Source organism: Flavobacterium enshiense (assembly GCF_022836875.1).
Lineage (GTDB): Bacteria > Bacteroidota > Bacteroidia > Flavobacteriales > Flavobacteriaceae > Flavobacterium > Flavobacterium enshiense_A.
Genome location: NZ_CP090376.1, coordinates 1,155,039 through 1,172,837, shown reverse-complemented (window position 1 = coordinate 1,172,837; position 17,799 = coordinate 1,155,039). Strand labels below are relative to the sequence as shown.

Genomic DNA, 17,799 nt, shown 5'->3' with positions numbered 1-17,799 from the left:
TTATTTTTGTCACCTAAAATAAAATTACAACACAATGGCTCACAATATTAAGCCCGGAGTAGCTACCGGAGATCAGGTTCAGGAAATCTTTAATTATGCAAAGGAAAAAGGATTTGCTTTGCCGGCTGTTAACGTTACCGGTTCCAGTACTGTAAATGGTGTTATGGAAACAGCAGCGAAGTTAAATGCTCCTGTAATCATTCAATTTTCAAATGGAGGTTGTCTTTTCAATGCTGGAAAAGGCCTGTCGAACGAAAATGAAAAAGCGGCTATTTTAGGAGGAATTGCTGGTGCTAAACACATCCATACATTAGCTGAAGCTTATGGAGCTACTGTAATTCTTCACACAGACCATTGCGCTAAAAAATTATTACCTTGGATTGACGGTTTATTGGATGCTAGTGAGAAACACTTCGCAGAAACCGGAAAACCTTTATACAGTTCACACATGATTGACTTGTCTGAGGAGCCAATCACAGAAAACATCGAGCTTTGCAAAGAATACCTGAAGCGTATGAGTAAAATGGGTATGACTTTGGAAATCGAATTAGGAATTACTGGTGGTGAAGAAGACGGTGTTGACAACACTCACGTAGACAGTTCTAAATTATATACTCAACCGGAAGAAGTAGCTTATGCTTATGAGGAATTGATGAAAATCAGTCCGCGTTTCACTATCGCAGCGGCTTTCGGAAACGTACACGGTGTATACAAACCGGGGAACGTGGTACTGACTCCGAAAATCCTTAAAAACTCTCAGGAATTCGTACAACAAAAATTCAACACTGGAAACAACCCGGTTGATTTTGTATTCCACGGAGGTTCAGGTTCTTCTTTGGAAGAAATCAGAGAAGCAATCTCTTATGGAGTAATCAAAATGAATATCGATACCGATTTACAATTTGCCTTCACAGAAGGAGTTCGTGATTATATCACTGATAAAATCGACTATTTGAAAACACAAATCGGAAGCCCAGAGGGACCAGATTCTCCAAATAAAAAACACTACGACCCAAGAAAATGGATGCGTGATGGAGAAATGACATTCAACAAACGATTAGAGCAGGCTTTCGCCGATTTAAATAACGTTAATACACTTTAATTATGTTATGATTAATGAATTATAGGATCAGACTTATAACTCATAACTTATAACTTTAAACACATAACTTTAAAATTATGGCCTGGTTTAAAAGAACAGAAAAAGGGATACAAACCGCAACAGAAGATAAAAAAGATGTTCCTAAAGGACTTTGGTATAAATCGCCAACAGGAAAAATCGTTGATGCAGATGAATTAGCCAGAAATCTTTGGGTAAGTCCGGAAGACGGATTCCACGTTCGTATCGGAAGTAAAGAATATTTCGAAATCTTGTTTGACAACAACGAATTCAAAGAGTTGGATGCTAACATGACTTCTAAAGACACTTTAGGCTTCATTGATTCAAAGAAATACAGCGAGCGTTTGAAAGACGCGATGGACAAAACCAAACTGAAAGACGCGGTTCGTACAGGAGTTGGCAAATCAAAAGGAAAAGACCTTGTAGTTTGCTGCATGGATTTTGCTTTCATTGGAGGTTCTATGGGAGCTGTTGTAGGAGAGAAAATCGCTCGTGGAATTGATTACTCTATCAAAAATAAAATCCCATTCCTTATGATTTCAAAATCAGGAGGGGCACGTATGATGGAAGCCGCTTACTCACTAATGCAGTTAGCAAAAACATCTGCAAAATTGGCTCAGTTAGCTGATGCAAAAATCCCATACATTTCATTGTGTACTGATCCTACTACTGGAGGGACGACTGCATCGTATGCAATGTTAGGGGATATCAACATCGCTGAACCAGGAGCTTTAATCGGATTTGCCGGACCACGTGTGGTAAAAGACACCACCGGAAAAGATTTACCGGAAGGTTTCCAAACTTCTGAATTCGTATTAGAGCATGGTTTCCTAGATTTCATCACCCCAAGAAAAGAATTGAAAGACAAGTTGAATTTGTTCATCGACCTGATTCAAAATCAACCGATCCGATAAAAACAAAAATCCCGAGAAGTTCTCGGGATTTTTTATTTAATAGACAATACAAATCAGTTCCCCCTTTAAATAACCATACTGTTTTCTTCAGTTAGACTTAAGTATTTCTTAAATTTACGTAAAGTAATCAGTTATGGAAACAACACTTCTTTACAGAACCCCCACTTTCATAATTATCATCCTACTCTTTTGTTCCTCTTTGTTTATCCATTGGCTCGGCTATAAGGCAAAACAAAAAAGAATTGCAGAAAACAAACTGATTGACAACACGAACTCGGGAACCATTCTGGGATCTCTTTTGGGATTATTAGCATTATTGCTCTCCTTTACCTTCAGCATGGCCTCTGCAAGATATGACAACCGAAGACAAATCCTAATAGAAGAAGCCAACGATATAGGGACCGCTGTATTAAGAGCCGATTTATACCCTGACAGCATCCGTAAACCTTTACGGGCCGACTTCCAAAAATATGTCGAATGCAGAATAGACTATTATGATGCCGGAATCAACAGTGAAAAAATAACCCAAGCGCTTCAGCAAGCAGATGAAATTCAACAAAGAATCTGGAAACGCGTAAGCGAAGCCGCTCAGGATCCCAAAAACCTAGTGCGTTCCAACCAAATGGTGCCGGCACTCAACAGTATGATTGACATTGTAACTACGCGCGAAGCCACTAATAATGAAACCGTCCCGGAATCAATCATATGGTTCCTCTTCATACTGCTGCTTTCCTCCAGTTTTATGATAGGCTTTTCCAATGAAAAGAAAATCAACTACGTTCTCATCAGCGGCTTCTCCATAATGATTTCACTGACAATCTTCATTATTTTGGATTTAGACCGACCAAGAAGAGGAATCATCACCACAAAAAGCTCACAACAAAAGCTTGTAAACCTAAGATATATGTTTGAGGAAAATAAAAAATAATCGTCTTGCGAAGCGAATCTAATTTTTCACAGAATCTTAGCACGAAAAATATTTTCATTTGAGAGCGAGTAGTAAAACTACATCCCGCTTCGGATGGCCTCTACCGGATCTAATTTAGAAGCCGCGATAGCAGGCACGATTCCGGAAACCAATCCGATAAAAGCCGCCAGGGAAGTTCCGATAAATATATTCCAGAAACCGAGTACAAATTCAAAATCCAGCATTTTGGACATTCCTACAGCTATACCCCAAACCAATAACATTCCAACGATCCCCCCAATTACTGACAGAATAATCGCCTCAAACAAGAACTGAAACATGATAAACCTGTTTTTGGCACCTAATGCTTTTTGGATTCCGATAAGATTGGTACGTTCTTTCACCGAAACGAACATGATGTTTGCAATTCCGAAGCCACCAACCAATAACGAGAACCCACTGATAATCCAACCCACCATATTCATTTGCCCGACAATATTGTCAATCATTTCTGTAAATCCGGAAAGAATATTAATAAAGAAATTATCCGGCTCACTGGTTTTCAAGCCTCTGAAATTGCGTAGTTTATAAGTTAACTCTCCTTTAAACTCTTCGATATCGGTTCCTTTCTCCGGTTTTAATTCGATAACCGGAGTTAAGGCGTCGTTATTGTCGCCAAAAATTCTTCGGAAGTTATTACTCGGAATATAAGCTCTGGTATCATTGCTTCCAAAAATGGATTCTCCTTGCTTTTTCAAAATCCCGACTACATTATAGCGTTGGCCGTACAAACGAACCGATTTACCGATAGGATTCATATCGCCAAAAAGCGTTGTCGCCACTTCACTACCCAAGACAATTACACCCAAGCCAGCATTGGATTCAGCTTCCGAGAAGAATCTTCCCTCACCCACTTTTACATCATCGATAATTTCTATTTCGTTTGTTGACGGAACAATTTCAATATCGCTGGCGGTTTGTTTTTCGAATTTAATGTTTTCCCTTTTGGTGAAATACGCGAAACAACTCTTATCCAAATTGGACATCGAACGTCTTAAATATAAATATTCGTCATAGGAAACATTGGGGAACTGCCCTACTTTCCAATCCGGCACATCGGTTGGTCCGAATGAATATTTGAATAGATAAATAGTGTTTTTGTCCAGTCCGCTCAAATCGCTTTTGATTTTTCGGTCCATGGAGTCAACAGCGGTCAGTACCGCGATAATGGAAAAAATCCCAATGGTCACCCCTAACAACGAAAGCAGTGTCCGTAACTTATTGTTTCGAAGCGCGTTAAGTGCAAAACTCAAACTTTCTTTTAAAAGACGGGCGTAAAGAACAGCATTGTTGTGATGACTCATGAATCTGTGATTTTGAAATTGCATAAAAGCGATACCTGATTTGTATAAAAAAAACCAAAAATGTTACAGAAATACACGACAAATCCTCCCTAGCCCTGATGGGAGTGACATCTTTTATGACGCACAGGTACTAAAAACCTGTGCGTCATAAAAATAAAACGGACAGCAGGAATATGGTTTACAAAAAAGCACCCTGCCTCCCGATAGCTATCGGGACGCTTCAAAAAAATACAAAAAACTATGTTATAATGTTTTAATGTTAACGTTACAATACCTACTTTTGCACCTTTAAAAATAACGACACAATGAACACTGCAAAAACTATTCAATCAGCGTTAATTTCGGTCTTCGACAAAGAAGGTTTAGAGCCAATCGTAAAAAAATTACACGAGCACAATGTAACGATTTATTCTACCGGCGGAACGGAAGAATTTATTAAAAGCTTCGGCATTCCGGTTGTGGCGGTGGAAGATGTAACTTCTTATCCTTCAATCCTTGGCGGACGAGTTAAAACATTACACCCGAAAATTTTTGGAGGAATCTTGAACCGTCAGGATCATGCAGGTGATGTGGCGCAGATGGAAGAATACCAAATTCCTCAGATTGATTTAGTAATTGTGGACTTATATCCGTTCGAAAAAACGGTAGCATCGGGCGCAAGCGAAGCAGACATCATCGAGAAAATCGATATCGGCGGAATTTCATTAATCCGTGCAGCGGCTAAAAACTTCAAAGACACCGTTATCGTGGCATCTGTGAATGAATACGCTTTATTCCTTGACATGATCACAAAAGGAAACGGAACAACGTCCCTTGAAGAAAGAAAACTTCTGGCTACTAAAGCATTCCATGTTTCTTCTCACTATGACGGAGCTATTTTCAACTACTTTAATACAGACGAAACTATCTATAAAGCAAGTATTGCTGACGGACAAATCTTACGTTACGGAGAAAACCCACATCAAAAGGGATTTTTCTTTGGAGAATTTGAAAAAATGTTCAACAAAGTTCACGGAAAAGAGCTATCTTACAACAATCTATTGGATGTAGATGCAGCTGTAAATTTAATGGGCGAATTCAAAAACGACAACCCTACATTTGCAATCTTAAAACACAACAACGCTTGTGGTTTAGCTACAAGAAACACTATGAAAGAGGCATATTTGGAGGCTCTTGCGGGAGACCCGACTTCAGCTTTCGGAGGTGTTTTGATTGCAAACGGAAATATTGATTTGGCTACAGCCAATGAAATCAACCGGTTGTTCTGTGAAGTAGTAATTGCACCAAGCTATGATGCTGAAGCAATTGCAGTTTTAGAAGAAAAGAAAAACAGAATCATTTTGATTCAAAACGAAGTAGTATTACCTACAAAACAAGTGAGAACTTGTCTTAACGGTTTGTTAATTCAGGATAAAGACAACATCACAGACAATAAAGAGCATTTGAAAGTCGTTACAGTAACATCGCCTTCAGAACAAGAAGTGGCTGATTTACTTTTCGCTTCTAAAATCTGTAAGCACACGAAGTCCAACACTATCGTTTTTGCTAAAAACGGTCAGTTATTGGCTTCTGGAACAGGACAGACTTCAAGAGTAGATGCTTTGCGTCATGCTGTTGAAAAAGCAAACTCATTCGGATTTGATCTGAATGGTGCCGTGATGGCAAGCGATGCGTTCTTCCCGTTCCCAGATTGTGTGGAATTGGCAAAAAATGCGGGGATTACTGCGGTTATCCAACCAGGTGGTTCCATAAAAGACGAATTGAGTATCAACTATTGCAACGAGAACAAAGTTTCAATGGTATTTACAGGAGTTCGCCATTTTAAACATTAATTTTATTATTTTTGTAGGCTAATTATTTATAAATAAATTAAACCCTCTTTTGAGTATGGGATTTTTTGATTTCATGACCGAGGACATCGCAATCGACCTTGGAACCGCAAATACCTTAATCATCCATAACGACAAGGTTGTTATCGACAGCCCGTCTATAGTTGCCCGCGACCGTATCTCAGGTAAAATCATTGCCGTTGGTAAGGAAGCAAACATGATGCAAGGTAAGACTCACGAGAATATCAAAACCATCCGTCCGTTAAAAGACGGGGTTATTGCTGACTTCGATGCGTCGGAGAAAATGATCAGCATGTTTATAAAAAGTATTCCGGCCTTAAAGAAAAGAATGTTTACACCGGCACTCCGCATGGTGGTTTGTATCCCTTCTGGGATTACCGAAGTGGAGATGCGTGCGGTAAAAGAATCGTGTGAGCGTGTAAACGGAAAAGAAGTATACTTGATCCACGAACCGATGGCTGCGGCTATCGGTATCGGGGTTGACATCATGCAGCCGAAAGGAAACATGATTGTGGATATAGGTGGAGGAACCACAGAAATTGCGGTTATCGCTTTAGGCGGTATCGTGTGTGACAAATCGGTTAAAATTGCCGGTGACGTTTTCACCAACGATATCATCTACTATATGAGAACCCAGCACAACCTTTTTGTCGGGGAAACCACTGCAGAAAAAATAAAAATTGCCATCGGAGCCGCAACAGAGGATCTGGAGACGCCACCGGACGACATGGAAGTACAGGGACGTGACCTTTTAACAGGGAAGCCAAAACAGGTTAACGTATCCTACCGCGAGATTGCCAAAGCGCTTGACAAATCCATCCAGCGTATTGAAGATGCAGTTATGGAAACCTTGTCCCAGACACCACCTGAATTAGCAGCAGACATCTATAACACAGGTATTTACCTTGCAGGAGGAGGTTCGATGTTACGAGGATTAGATAAGCGAATTTCACAAAAAACAGACCTGCCGGTTTACATTGCTGAAGATCCACTGAGAGCAGTTGTACGAGGAACCGGAATGGCATTGAAAAACCTACAAAAGTTTAGAAGTATTCTTATCAAATAACGAAATAATACATGCAGCAAATAATTAATTTTATATTTAAAAACAGCATCCGATTGCTGTTTTTGCTGCTTTTGACAACATCGTTAACACTTACAATTCAATCGCATTCTTATCACAGAAGCCAATTTGTAAGTTCCGCTAATGATGTGACCGGAGGGGTTTACCAGCGAATCAACAATGTGAAAGAATATTTTCATTTACGTACGCAAAACAACGACCTTGCCAAGGAAAATGCTTATCTGAAACAATTACTCTACAACAAACCTGATACCGTTATTGCTTCTACCGAACTGATTCCAAGGGGTTATGAAGACATCAAAGTGATCCAGTCGAAGGTGATCAATAACTCATTCAATGTACCGGAGAATTACCTCACCATTAACAGTGGATACAAAAAAGGCATTAAACCCGATATGGGTGTAGTGAACAGTTTGGGTATTGTTGGCATTGTTGAAAAAACAAGTGAGAATTTTTCAACGGTACAAAGTATTCTAAACCTGAAATCACAAATCAATGCCAAGATAAAAAAGTCGAATCACTTCGGCTCTTTAGTGTGGAATGCCAAAAATGTGGGTTATGCCCAGCTGATTGACGTTCCAAGGCTGGCAAGTGTCCGAAAAGGAGACACCATAGTAACCGGAGGTCGTTCGGTAATCTTCCCTGAAAACATTCCAATTGGCAAAATTGACAAAATATTTATCGACAAAGCAACAAACTATTACACGATCAACATCCGTTTGTTCAACGATATGACAAATTTAGGTCACGTTTATGTGATTGAAAATGTAAAACGAAAGGAAATCATTAAATTAGAAGAAGAAACAAAACCTGATGAATAGCACTTTTCTCCTAAATATTTTTCGGTTTGTGGCTTTGCTGGCCCTTCAGATTGTGCTGTTTAACAACATTAACTTTCTAGGGTTCGTAAATCCTTTCCCTTACATTTTATTTATAATCCTATATCCTGTAAACGGCAACAGAGCCGGATTGCTTACTGCAAGTTTTTTACTTGGTCTTGCCATGGATATGTTTCTTAATTCGGGAGGCGTGCACGCTACTGCCTGTTTAGTCTTGGCATTCATCAGACCTTCGATTTTTAAATTTTCATTTGGTGTCAGTTATGAATACCAAACCGTTAAAATTGCCGACAAGTTTTCCCCGGAACGCTTTTCTTTTATTCTTATCGCAGTATTATTACACCACATGGTGTTATATCTTCTAGAAATCTTCCGATTTAATTTCTTTTGGGAAATTTTATGGCGAACTTTGTTATCAACAACGTTTACACTGTTACTTTGCTTTATAATTATTTATTTGATTAAGCCAAGCAAGCGATGAGAAAGCTATTTTTACCCAGTTTTATTATTGTTATAGCAGTAGTGCTGATAGCAAGGCTTTTCTATTTGCAGATATTAGACGATTCTTACATCAAGAAATCAGACAACAATGCTATTAAAATAGTATACGATTATCCGGAGCGCGGTTATATTTATGATCGAAACGGAACTCTTTTGGTAGCAAACCAGCCCTCTTATGACATCATGGTTATCCCTAAAGAGATAAAAAACCTTGACACCTTAGAGTTTTGCACCATACTGAAGATCACCAAAGACGAGTTTATTAAGAAAATCGAAAAAGCTAAGGTATACAGTCCCCGACTTCCCTCTGTTTTTTTAGCTCAGCTTAATAAAAACGAATATGCCGCTTTTCAGGAAAAAATCAGAAAATACGAGGGCTTTTACATTCAAAAACGTTCGCTCCGTGATTATCAGGTCGAAGTGGGCGCCAATGTTTTTGGGTATATCACTCAGGTAAACGATGCTATCATAGAAAAGAATCCGTACTACAAAAGCGGTGACTTGATTGGAATGCAGGGAGTGGAGCAAATGTACGAAGAGGTTTTACGCGGAATCAAAGGTGTAAAATACCGTCAGCGTGATCGTTTCAATAAAGATATCGGCCCTTACAAAGAAGGCATTTACGATACGACTGCTGTTCAGGGAAAAGACATTACATTAACCCTTGATGCCGAACTTCAGAAATACGGTGAAGCCTTAATGAAAAATAAACGAGGCGGAATTGTGGCTATTGAACCGAAAACAGGCGAAATTTTAGCCTTAGTTACAGCACCATCATATGACCCAGCCATTTTAATCGGAAGAGAACGATCTAAAAATTATACAGCTTTGTATAATGATTCAATTGCCATGCCTTTGTTTGACAGAGGGTTATTAGCCGAATACCCGCCCGGATCACCTTTTAAAATATTAACCGCCTTAGTCGCTTTACAGGAAGGTGTTATTGATGAAAATACGCAATTTTCCTGTGGTCACGGGTGGTCTTATGGTCGTGGCTCTTTTATGAAGTGCCACTGCGGAGGCGGCGTGCGCAATCTGAATGTCGGAATTTACAAATCCTGTAATGCCTATTTTGGAAACGTATACAAACTAACAATAGATAAATACCAAAAACCACGATTCGGAGTAAATGCGTGGAGCGGCCACCTGAAAAGTTTTGGTTTAGGTAATTTTATGGGATATGATTTACCGCCCGGAAGAAAGGGACACATCCCTACCTCTAAATACTATGACCGTTGGTATCCTAATGGCGGTTGGAGAAGTTCAACCATTATTTCGAACTCAATCGGGCAGGGAGAGGTTTTGATGACGCCTATCCAATTGGCTAATATGATGGCCACCGTTGCCAACGAAGGTTACTATTACACTCCTCATATCATTAAAAAGATCAAAGGGCAGCAAATCGACAAAAAGTTCCGTACTAAACACATCACTACGATTGACAAGCAATATTTCACACCTGTAGTAAATGGTTTGTTTGACGTATTCAACCACGGTACCGCCGCCGGAGTGCGCGTGGAAGGAATAGAAATATGCGGAAAAACAGGTACCGCGGAAAACTTTACCAAAATTAACGGCAAACGCGTTCAGCTACAAGACCACTCTGTTTTCGTTGCTTTTGCTCCGCGTCACGATCCTAAAATTGCTATCGCAGTATTAGTTGAAAACGGTCACTACGGTGCAACTTGGGCAGCTCCGATATCGAGTTTGATGATTGAGAAATACATCAAGAAAGACACTATCACGCGCGTTGACCTTGAACGCCGCATGCTAGAAGGCAGCCTTCAGGCCGAATATGACAAAGTTATCAATGGTTTTTATGTCGATCCTAATTGGGAGAAAAAAACAGAGGTCGAGGATGACAAAAAAACTGAGGTTAAAGAAGATAAAAAAGCAAATAGTAAATCCAGCGCTAAAAAAGAAGAGAAAAAAGAAAGTCCTCAAAAAAACAATCCAAACGTAAAAACAACGGGTACGGATAAAAAAACAACCGTTACTACCAATAAAAAACAGAAGTCGGAGAAGAAATGAAAAATCAAAGCGTTGTAAATAACATCGATTGGATTACGGTACTCATCTACGCCATACTTGTGATTTTGGGTTGGATGAATATTTATTCCGCTTCGTTGCCTCTTGAAGAGACTTCCTTTTTCGATTTGACACAGATTTATGGAAAACAGATGCTTTTCATAATCATGGCCATTCCGTTGATTTTGGTGATCCTATCCATGGATGCTAAAATATTTGAAAAATACTCCACCGTCTTTTATATATTGGGAATCTTTTTACTGTTAGGTTTATTCGTATTTGGTAAAACGATTAAGGGACAAACCAACTGGTACCAGTTCGGGAGCTTTGGTTTTCAGCCTTCCGAGTTCGTAAAAACGGCCACGGCCCTTTTGTTGGCAAAATTGGTCAGCGACACTCAAATCAACTTAAAACTCTTTAAGCACCAACTGATTGCGCTGGCTGTTTTCGGCTTTCCGGTATTACTTATTTTAATGCAACCCGATGCAGGAAGTGCTATGATTTTCCTCTCGCTGGTTTTCGTTCTTCATCGAGAAGGTTTGCCCAGTTGGTATCTTTGGACAGGTTTTATCGGCATAGCACTATTTATACTTGCATTGATTGTGAAACCAACATTCCTTATCGGTTTTGTATTGGTAGTTATGATCATTCATTTCATTTTGAATGCGAGAATTACCAGAAACCCGATCATTTACGCCGTTCTGTTTGTAGCCATCACCGGTATGGTTTTATCGGTGGATTATGTTTATGAAAACGTATTGGAACCTCACCAAAAAGACCGTATCAACGTATTGATTGGCGAAGACGTAAACATGCAAAAAGAAGGTTATAACCTTAACCAATCGATGATTGCCATTGGCTCAGGCAGTTGGTTTGGAAAAGGATACCTTGAAGGAACACAAACCAAAGGAGGTTTCGTGCCTGAACAACACACCGATTATATATTCACAACAGTAGGAGAAGAATGGGGCTTTGTTGGCGCAGCTGCGGTCATTTTTCTGTTTGTATGTCTCTTTCTCCGTATCATTTATCTGGCCGAAAGGCAAAAAACGAAATTCAGCCGAATATATGGCTATTGCGTTGCCACCTATTTATTTACCCACTTTATGGTAAATATAGCAATGCTTATAAAACTATTCCCAACCATTGGAGTACCACTTCCATTCTTTTCCTATGGAGGATCGAGTCTTTGGGCGTTTACAATAATGCTCTACATTTTTATTAAAATGGACGCCAATAAGGTGAATGAATGGTAATTAAAAACTCCAGTTTTTATAATCGGAAGCCTTTTCCAACTGTTTTTCCTTTTCATCAGATAATTTTGGAAAGAAATCGATTCCGGTCATTTTTTCTATAGTATCTACAGAAACAACAAACTCGTACAGAGGAAGATCAGATTTTTCATGTGGAACCAGAAAACCAATCATTTTCTTGCCGTCTTTAGTCATTAGTATTTTGTAAAAATAATTCGGAACGGCCACTTTCTCTTTACCGATTGTTTTCATATTGCCCTTGAGCACGCCTCCGGTCACAACATAAAGTCCGTTATATTTTTTTGTCCAATAACGCGTCTTTTCCTCCAATCGATTCCAAACACCGTCATTAAAATCATGTTGTTGTGGAGTTACGTTGGATGTGAAAAAGGTTTCCACATAAGCCTGATAGGACCTTTTTCTATCGGCGGCCGGACACAGATGCCCTTTATCATATCCCGATTTTTTATAATTTCTCCAGTCTGCTGACTGGGTTTTTACTTTTGGATCCTGAACAAAATAAGGACGTTTGAAATCTCCATTTGAAAAATCTTTCGTCGACAATTCATAAGCCACCCATTCAGATTGTTCAAATTTTTCCGAATACGAAAAGGAATAGCCATCACGATGAACAATGGTTCCCGTTGAAGATGTTGGATAAAAATTAAATGAAGGAGCTGTCGAATAAGTTTTAATTCTTTCCTGCCTGATAGCATCTCCTGTCACAGGATCTGATTTGGTCATTGTGGATTCCGTTTCATTTTGACCACACAAAAAACATGATAATACTAAAAGCAAACTAAAAACTTTCATAACAATCAATTCTATAAGATTTATCGCAAATTGCTAATTTTATGATACAATATTTAATAAATTTGTAAAGGTATTAATTCAAAATAAGTCACTATGAAAATAAAGACAAATATAATCGTAATAATGGCTGTATTAGGATTCCAACTGGGATTCTCACAAGAGCCCGTAAAACCAGTCGAAAAGAAAATCGACGTTGGTGAAATACCCGCAGTTGATGCAGAAAAAGAAAAACAACTAGCTGAAAAAGAAAAGGCTAAAATGGATAAAGAGCTGAAAGAAAAAGAAAAAGAAAAAGAAAAGCTCGACGATGCGAAGAGAGATGTTGAAAAAGCCAAGGCCAGACTGAAAGACTCCAAAAAAGAACTGGAAGACGAACAGACAAAATTTGACCGAAAAATGGAAAAAGGTAAATTAGATACGGATGAGGAACTAAAAGCGAGAAAAAAACTTGTGAAACTTGCCGAGAAACAACAAAAATACCAACGTCAGCTGGAAAAAGAACAAAAAGCATTAGACAAACTAATGAAATAAAAAAAGCCATTCACAAATGTGAATGGCTTTTTTTATACATGTCAGAGATACTTTATTTTGCCTCTACCAATTTAACTTTTTTATCTTTCAAATTGATAGTTCCTTTTGCTACAGAAGTTGATTTCATATCCGAAAGAATATGCATTGCTTCTTCAACATAAACATCGTTGGCTAAACTCTCATGCCATCTTTCTCTTTTCTGAGCAAGCACCGTATCCTTTTTAAACATTTCCTGTTCGTATGGCAACGATGTAAACTTCAAAGTATTTTTGTAATCTGTAATTGCTTTGAATTTCTTAGCTGTCAACTCTACAGCATCTTCTTCGGCTTTGAATTTTTTAAAATTCAAACTGTAAGTGTTGATGTCCTTACGCTCATTAATCCATTTTGCATTCTCATCAATCAATTTGAATTGTGAACTATTTGCCATTCTGGCTTTGCTTTTTGAGATTACATCATCAAAAGAAGCAGTTTTACTAACTTTATAAGGCGCTTCGTCAATTTTATCCCATGGCATTGCATTGTCAACATCGCGTTCTCCCATTTCGATATACGAATATCTGTCCGGCATAACAATATCACTTAGCACCCCTTCTCTTTGCGTTGACCCTCCGTTTATTCTATAGAATTTTTGAGTCGTCGTTTTCAATGCTCCAAGGTCTCCAAAAGAACTGCTTCTTACAAACTGATTCAAATCAATAACGTTTTGCACGGTACCTTTTCCGTAAGTATGCTTGCTTCCGATTACGATTCCGCGTTTGTAATCCTGAATAGCAGCCGCAAAAATTTCAGATGCCGAAGCCGAGAAATTATTCACCATAACTACCAAAGGACCGTCCCACTGCACACGTGAATCTTTGTCGTATAAAATATCTTTTTTCTTTCCGGAGGATTTCACTTGAACTACGGGTCCGTCTTCAATAAACAATCCAACCATATCCACAACTGTCTGAAGCGAACCTCCACCGTTGTCTCTTAAATCCATAACAATACCCTCTACTCCTTGGGCTTTCAGTCTTTCAATTTCCTGAGCCACATCTTTATAGGCATCTCTTTTATCTTTATTTTCAAAATCGATGTAGAATTTCGGCAAATAAATAATTCCATAGGTTTTACCACCGTCTTTAACCACACTTGATTTCGCATAGGTTTCTTCCAATTCTACCACTTCACGGACAATGCTGATCACTTTTATTGTACCATCAACTTTTTTAACAGTTAAGCGTACCTCGGTGCCTTTTTTACCTTTTATCTTTTTAACCACATCATCGATTCGCATTCCCACAACATCAACAGCCTCTCCGTTTCCTTGGGCTACTTTCAGGATCAAATCACCTTGCTCTAATTCTTTTCCTCTCCATGCCGGTCCACCAGGGATCAATTCGGATACTTCGGTAATATCATTTTTCTTAACCAAACGAGCACCGATACCTTCAAGGGTTCCACTCATACTGATATCAAACTTATCCTTTTCTTCAGGAGCAAAATAGAACGTATGCGGATCGAAGCGTTCCACAATTGCATTTAAATACACTGAAAACCAGTCATTTCTATCCAATTCACCAACAAATTCAAAATATTCATTCAGTGATTTCATTGTGGTTTCACGTGAATTCTCTTCTAATTCGGCGAATGTTTTTGCTTTGTAATTCGGATCCTTTTTCTTTTTATCATCCTCTAATTTCAACTTATCAGTAATTGAAGACAAAACAGAAAGTTTTAGTTGTTTTTCCCAACGTTCCTTCAATTCAGCTTTGTTTTTAGAAAAAGGCAATTTTTCGTAATCCGTATTGATATTATCTTCTTTGTTGAAATCGAACTGTTTTTCAAGAATTTCTTTGTATATTTTCTTAGATTCTCCCATACGCTCCACAAGACGGCTGTATGTCAGTTCAAAAAATCGCAAATCTTTGTTTTTTATCATATCGTCAATCTGAGTTTCGTACTTTTTAAACTCATCTATATCCGACTGCACAAAGAAACGTCTGGAAGGGTCAATAGCATCTATATACTCCTTATAAACACTTTTTGAAAATGTATCATCCATCGCTATTGGGTCATAATGCCCTTTTTCCAGCACAAAAGAAAGCAACTCCAGCAAAAGTTTATCTTTTTCCGGATCCTCTTTTTTACTAGGCATAAAACTCCATAGTACCGCTGATAAAGCCATTATCAACAATACAATCTTATAATTTCTCTTCATAAACTGCCAAAAAGTGTTCATTACTATTTTTCACTAAATTACATAAAAAAGGAAGCCCCTTTCTTAATGTTCCAATAATTTTTTGTTAAAGGTTTCCTCGTACCAAACTTCAGTACTGCGAATTGAAGTCAAAAATTGTACCAGCATGCATTTAGAAATTGCTTACTTTAGCGAAAGTAAAAAAATAATGCCTGAATGACACAAAAACCTTTGATATTAGTCACGAATGACGACAGCATAACTGCACCGGGCATCCGTGCACTGATTGAAGTAATGAAAGAAATTGGCGAAGTCATCGTAGTGGCGCCCGACAGCCCGCAATCAGCCATGGGACATGCCATTACCATCAACAATACCCTTCATCTTGAAAAAGTCTCCATCGATAAAGAACTGAAAAACGAATACACTTGTTCCGGAACACCAGTTGATTGTGTTAAAATAGCGGTACATGAAATTTTGAAGCGCAAACCAGATTTATGCGTATCGGGCATCAACCACGGCTCCAATTCTTCCATCAATGTTATTTATTCCGGAACCATGTCGGCCGCCGTAGAAGCAGGTATCGAAGGAATTCCCGCTATCGGTTTCTCCCTTTTGGATTACAGCTGGAGTGCTGATTTTGAACCAGTTAAACCTTATGTTAAAAAAATAGTTCTGGAAGTCCTGGAAAAAGGATTGCCCGAAGGTGTTGTACTGAATGTTAATCTACCTAAAAAGCCCATAAAAGGAATTAAGGTATGTCGCCAGGCGAAAGCCGTTTGGGAAGAACGATTCGACAAACGAACAAATCCGCAAGGAAAAGAATATTACTGGCTTACCGGTGAATTCGTGAATTTAGACAAAGGAGAAGACACCGATGAATGGGCATTGAAACACGATTATATTTCAGTAGTCCCGGTTCAGTTTGATTTTACGGCGCATCATGCCATTCAGCAGTTAAACAGTTGGGAATTAGAATAACAGCAACAATTACAAAATGGATAAAAAAGATTTATTTATTGGTTTTTTAATCGGATTACTGGCAGCTACAATAGGCTGTATATTATTTTTATATTTTTTTGCCGATGCCCGTTCTCTGGAAGATGTTAAAATGGTTCGCGCTCAGGGATTAATGGGAAAATTAATCACTCTTGGCGCTATTTTTAACTTAATCGCTTTCTTTATTTTATTAAAACTCGAGAAAGAATTAATGGCCAGAGGCGTAATTTTGGCGACAATACTTTTGGCAATTCTAACGGTAATCATATAAGAATGAAATACTACATCATTGCAGGCGAAGCTTCGGGTGATTTACACGGTTCTAATCTGATGAAAAACATTTTCAGAGAGGATCCACAGGCGGAAATCCGTTTTTGGGGAGGCGATTTAATGCAACAGGCCGGCGGCACTTTGGTAAAACACTATCGGGATTTGGCCTTTATGGGTTTTGCCGAAGTGGCAATGAATTTAAAGACCATCCTGAACAATATTAAAATCTGCAAAAGCGATATTCTCAAATTTCAGCCCGATGTGATTATCTATATTGATTATCCGGGGTTCAATATGCGCATAGCAGAATGGTCTAAAAAACTCGGCATTAAAAATCATTACTATATTTCACCTCAAATTTGGGCCTGGAAAGAAAACCGCATCAAAGCCATCAAGCGCGATGTCGACAAAATGTATGTAATCCTTCCGTTTGAGAAAGATTTTTATGAGAAGAAACACCATTTCCCGGTTGAATTTGTAGGACATCCGCTGATTGATGCGATTCACAACCGCCAAAAAACCGATGCAACCCAATTCAAAAAGGAAAACGGTTTGGACGAAAGGCCTATAATAGCACTTTTGCCCGGCAGCAGAAAACAGGAAATTTCAAAAATGCTTTCTGAAATGCTCGCCGTGATGAAAGACTTCCCAGACTATCAGTTTGTGATTGCGGGAGCGCCAAGTCAGGAGTTTTCTTTTTACGAACAGTTTTTAACCAACGATCAGGTTCATTTTATTTCCAACAAAACCTATGATTTACTAAGTGTCTCTCATGCTGCATTAGTAACTTCAGGGACCGCCACCTTGGAAACCGCCCTTTTTAAAGTTCCGGAAGTTGTTTTATACAAAGGAAATTGGATTTCATACCAGATTGCCAAAAGGATTATCACCCTGAAATACATTTCCCTTGTGAATTTAATCATGGACAAGGAAGTCGTGACCGAATTGATTCAGGATGAATGCAATCCGAAAAAGATCAAAACCGAACTTGAAAAGTTGCTAAACCCAGAATACCGCACCAAAATTTTAAGCAATTATGATTTGCTTGAAGAGAAGTTGGGTGGTGAAGGAGCCAGCGAAAAAACAGCTCATTTGATTTATACTGCAATAAAATAATTTAGTGTTAATTAAATTTTATTAAAAT

Annotated in this window: 16 protein-coding genes; 13 read left to right on the top strand and 3 right to left on the bottom strand. The window is 38.6% G+C overall.

Features of this window, described 5'->3' with window-relative positions; genetic code table 11:
- Positions 1-34 precede the first annotated feature (34 nt).
- The 3 genes from fbaA (at position 35) to LZF87_RS05280 (ending at position 2,962) form a co-directional block, all read left to right on the top strand.
- Positions 35-1,102, top strand: coding sequence for a class II fructose-bisphosphate aldolase (fbaA, locus tag LZF87_RS05290; protein WP_244342335.1), 1,068 nt, complete (start codon positions 35-37; stop codon positions 1,100-1,102).
- A gap of 77 nt (positions 1,103-1,179) precedes the next feature.
- Positions 1,180-2,034, top strand: coding sequence for an acetyl-CoA carboxylase, carboxyltransferase subunit beta (gene accD / locus LZF87_RS05285; protein WP_244342333.1), 855 nt, complete (start codon positions 1,180-1,182; stop codon positions 2,032-2,034).
- Positions 2,035-2,167: 133 nt separating this feature from the next.
- On the top strand, positions 2,168-2,962 hold the full coding sequence (locus tag LZF87_RS05280) for a hypothetical protein (RefSeq protein WP_244342332.1): 795 nt from the start codon (positions 2,168-2,170) through the stop codon (positions 2,960-2,962).
- Positions 2,963-3,039: 77 nt separating this feature from the next.
- Here the strand turns inward: LZF87_RS05280 and LZF87_RS05275 are convergent, their stop codons facing one another.
- Positions 3,040-4,305, bottom strand: coding sequence for an ABC transporter permease (locus LZF87_RS05275; RefSeq protein WP_244342331.1), 1,266 nt, complete (start codon positions 4,303-4,305; stop codon positions 3,040-3,042).
- A gap of 305 nt (positions 4,306-4,610) precedes the next feature.
- On the opposite strand from LZF87_RS05275, the gene purH reads away from it, so the two are divergent.
- Genes purH through rodA form a run of 6 tightly spaced genes read left to right on the top strand, consistent with a single transcriptional unit; the run spans position 4,611 to position 11,863 of the window.
- Complete coding sequence (gene purH / locus LZF87_RS05270; protein ID WP_244342330.1) at positions 4,611-6,137, top strand: bifunctional phosphoribosylaminoimidazolecarboxamide formyltransferase/IMP cyclohydrolase; 1,527 nt, start codon at positions 4,611-4,613, stop codon at positions 6,135-6,137.
- 55 nt (positions 6,138-6,192) lie between these two features.
- On the top strand, positions 6,193-7,221 hold the full coding sequence (locus LZF87_RS05265; RefSeq protein WP_244342329.1) for a rod shape-determining protein: 1,029 nt from the start codon (positions 6,193-6,195) through the stop codon (positions 7,219-7,221).
- An 11-nt stretch (positions 7,222-7,232) separates the two neighbouring features.
- A complete protein-coding gene (gene mreC, locus LZF87_RS05260) occupies positions 7,233-8,060 on the top strand; it encodes a rod shape-determining protein MreC (RefSeq protein ID WP_244342328.1) in 828 nt (275 codons plus the stop codon).
- Complete coding sequence (locus LZF87_RS05255) at positions 8,053-8,559, top strand: rod shape-determining protein MreD (RefSeq protein WP_244342327.1); 507 nt, start codon at positions 8,053-8,055, stop codon at positions 8,557-8,559. Before mreC ends, LZF87_RS05255 begins: the two co-directional genes overlap by 8 nt.
- Entirely contained in the window at positions 8,556-10,610 is a 2,055-nt protein-coding gene (gene mrdA, locus LZF87_RS05250) for a penicillin-binding protein 2 (protein ID WP_244342318.1), read from the top strand. The genes LZF87_RS05255 and mrdA overlap by 4 nt, the downstream gene beginning before the upstream one ends.
- Entirely contained in the window at positions 10,607-11,863 is a 1,257-nt protein-coding gene (gene rodA / locus LZF87_RS05245; RefSeq protein ID WP_244342313.1) for a rod shape-determining protein RodA, read from the top strand. The genes mrdA and rodA overlap by 4 nt, the downstream gene beginning before the upstream one ends.
- On the opposite strand, the gene LZF87_RS05240 is transcribed toward rodA, so the two are convergent.
- Positions 11,864-12,604, bottom strand: a complete 741-nt coding sequence (locus LZF87_RS05240) for a DNA/RNA non-specific endonuclease (protein ID WP_244342302.1) — start codon at positions 12,602-12,604, stop codon at positions 11,864-11,866.
- Between the two features lie 162 nt (positions 12,605-12,766).
- Between LZF87_RS05240 and LZF87_RS05235 the strand changes: the two genes are divergently transcribed.
- Complete coding sequence (locus LZF87_RS05235; RefSeq protein ID WP_244342301.1) at positions 12,767-13,204, top strand: hypothetical protein; 438 nt, start codon at positions 12,767-12,769, stop codon at positions 13,202-13,204.
- A 52-nt stretch (positions 13,205-13,256) separates the two neighbouring features.
- Here the strand turns inward: LZF87_RS05235 and LZF87_RS05230 are convergent, their stop codons facing one another.
- Complete coding sequence (locus LZF87_RS05230) at positions 13,257-15,428, bottom strand: carboxy terminal-processing peptidase (RefSeq protein ID WP_244342299.1); 2,172 nt, start codon at positions 15,426-15,428, stop codon at positions 13,257-13,259.
- A gap of 174 nt (positions 15,429-15,602) precedes the next feature.
- On the opposite strand from LZF87_RS05230, the gene surE reads away from it, so the two are divergent.
- From surE to lpxB, 3 genes are read left to right on the top strand one after another with little or no spacing between them, the layout of a single operon-like run.
- Positions 15,603-16,367 carry a 5'/3'-nucleotidase SurE gene (surE, locus tag LZF87_RS05225; RefSeq protein ID WP_244342297.1) on the top strand — a complete coding sequence of 255 codons (765 nt, stop codon included), beginning with the start codon at positions 15,603-15,605 and terminating at the stop codon, positions 16,365-16,367.
- 16 nt (positions 16,368-16,383) lie between these two features.
- A complete protein-coding gene (locus LZF87_RS05220) occupies positions 16,384-16,656 on the top strand; it encodes a hypothetical protein (protein ID WP_244342295.1) in 273 nt (90 codons plus the stop codon).
- Positions 16,657-16,658: 2 nt separating this feature from the next.
- Positions 16,659-17,771, top strand: a complete 1,113-nt coding sequence (gene lpxB, locus LZF87_RS05215) for a lipid-A-disaccharide synthase (RefSeq protein ID WP_244342293.1) — start codon at positions 16,659-16,661, stop codon at positions 17,769-17,771.
- The last annotated feature ends 28 nt before the right edge of the window (positions 17,772-17,799 follow it).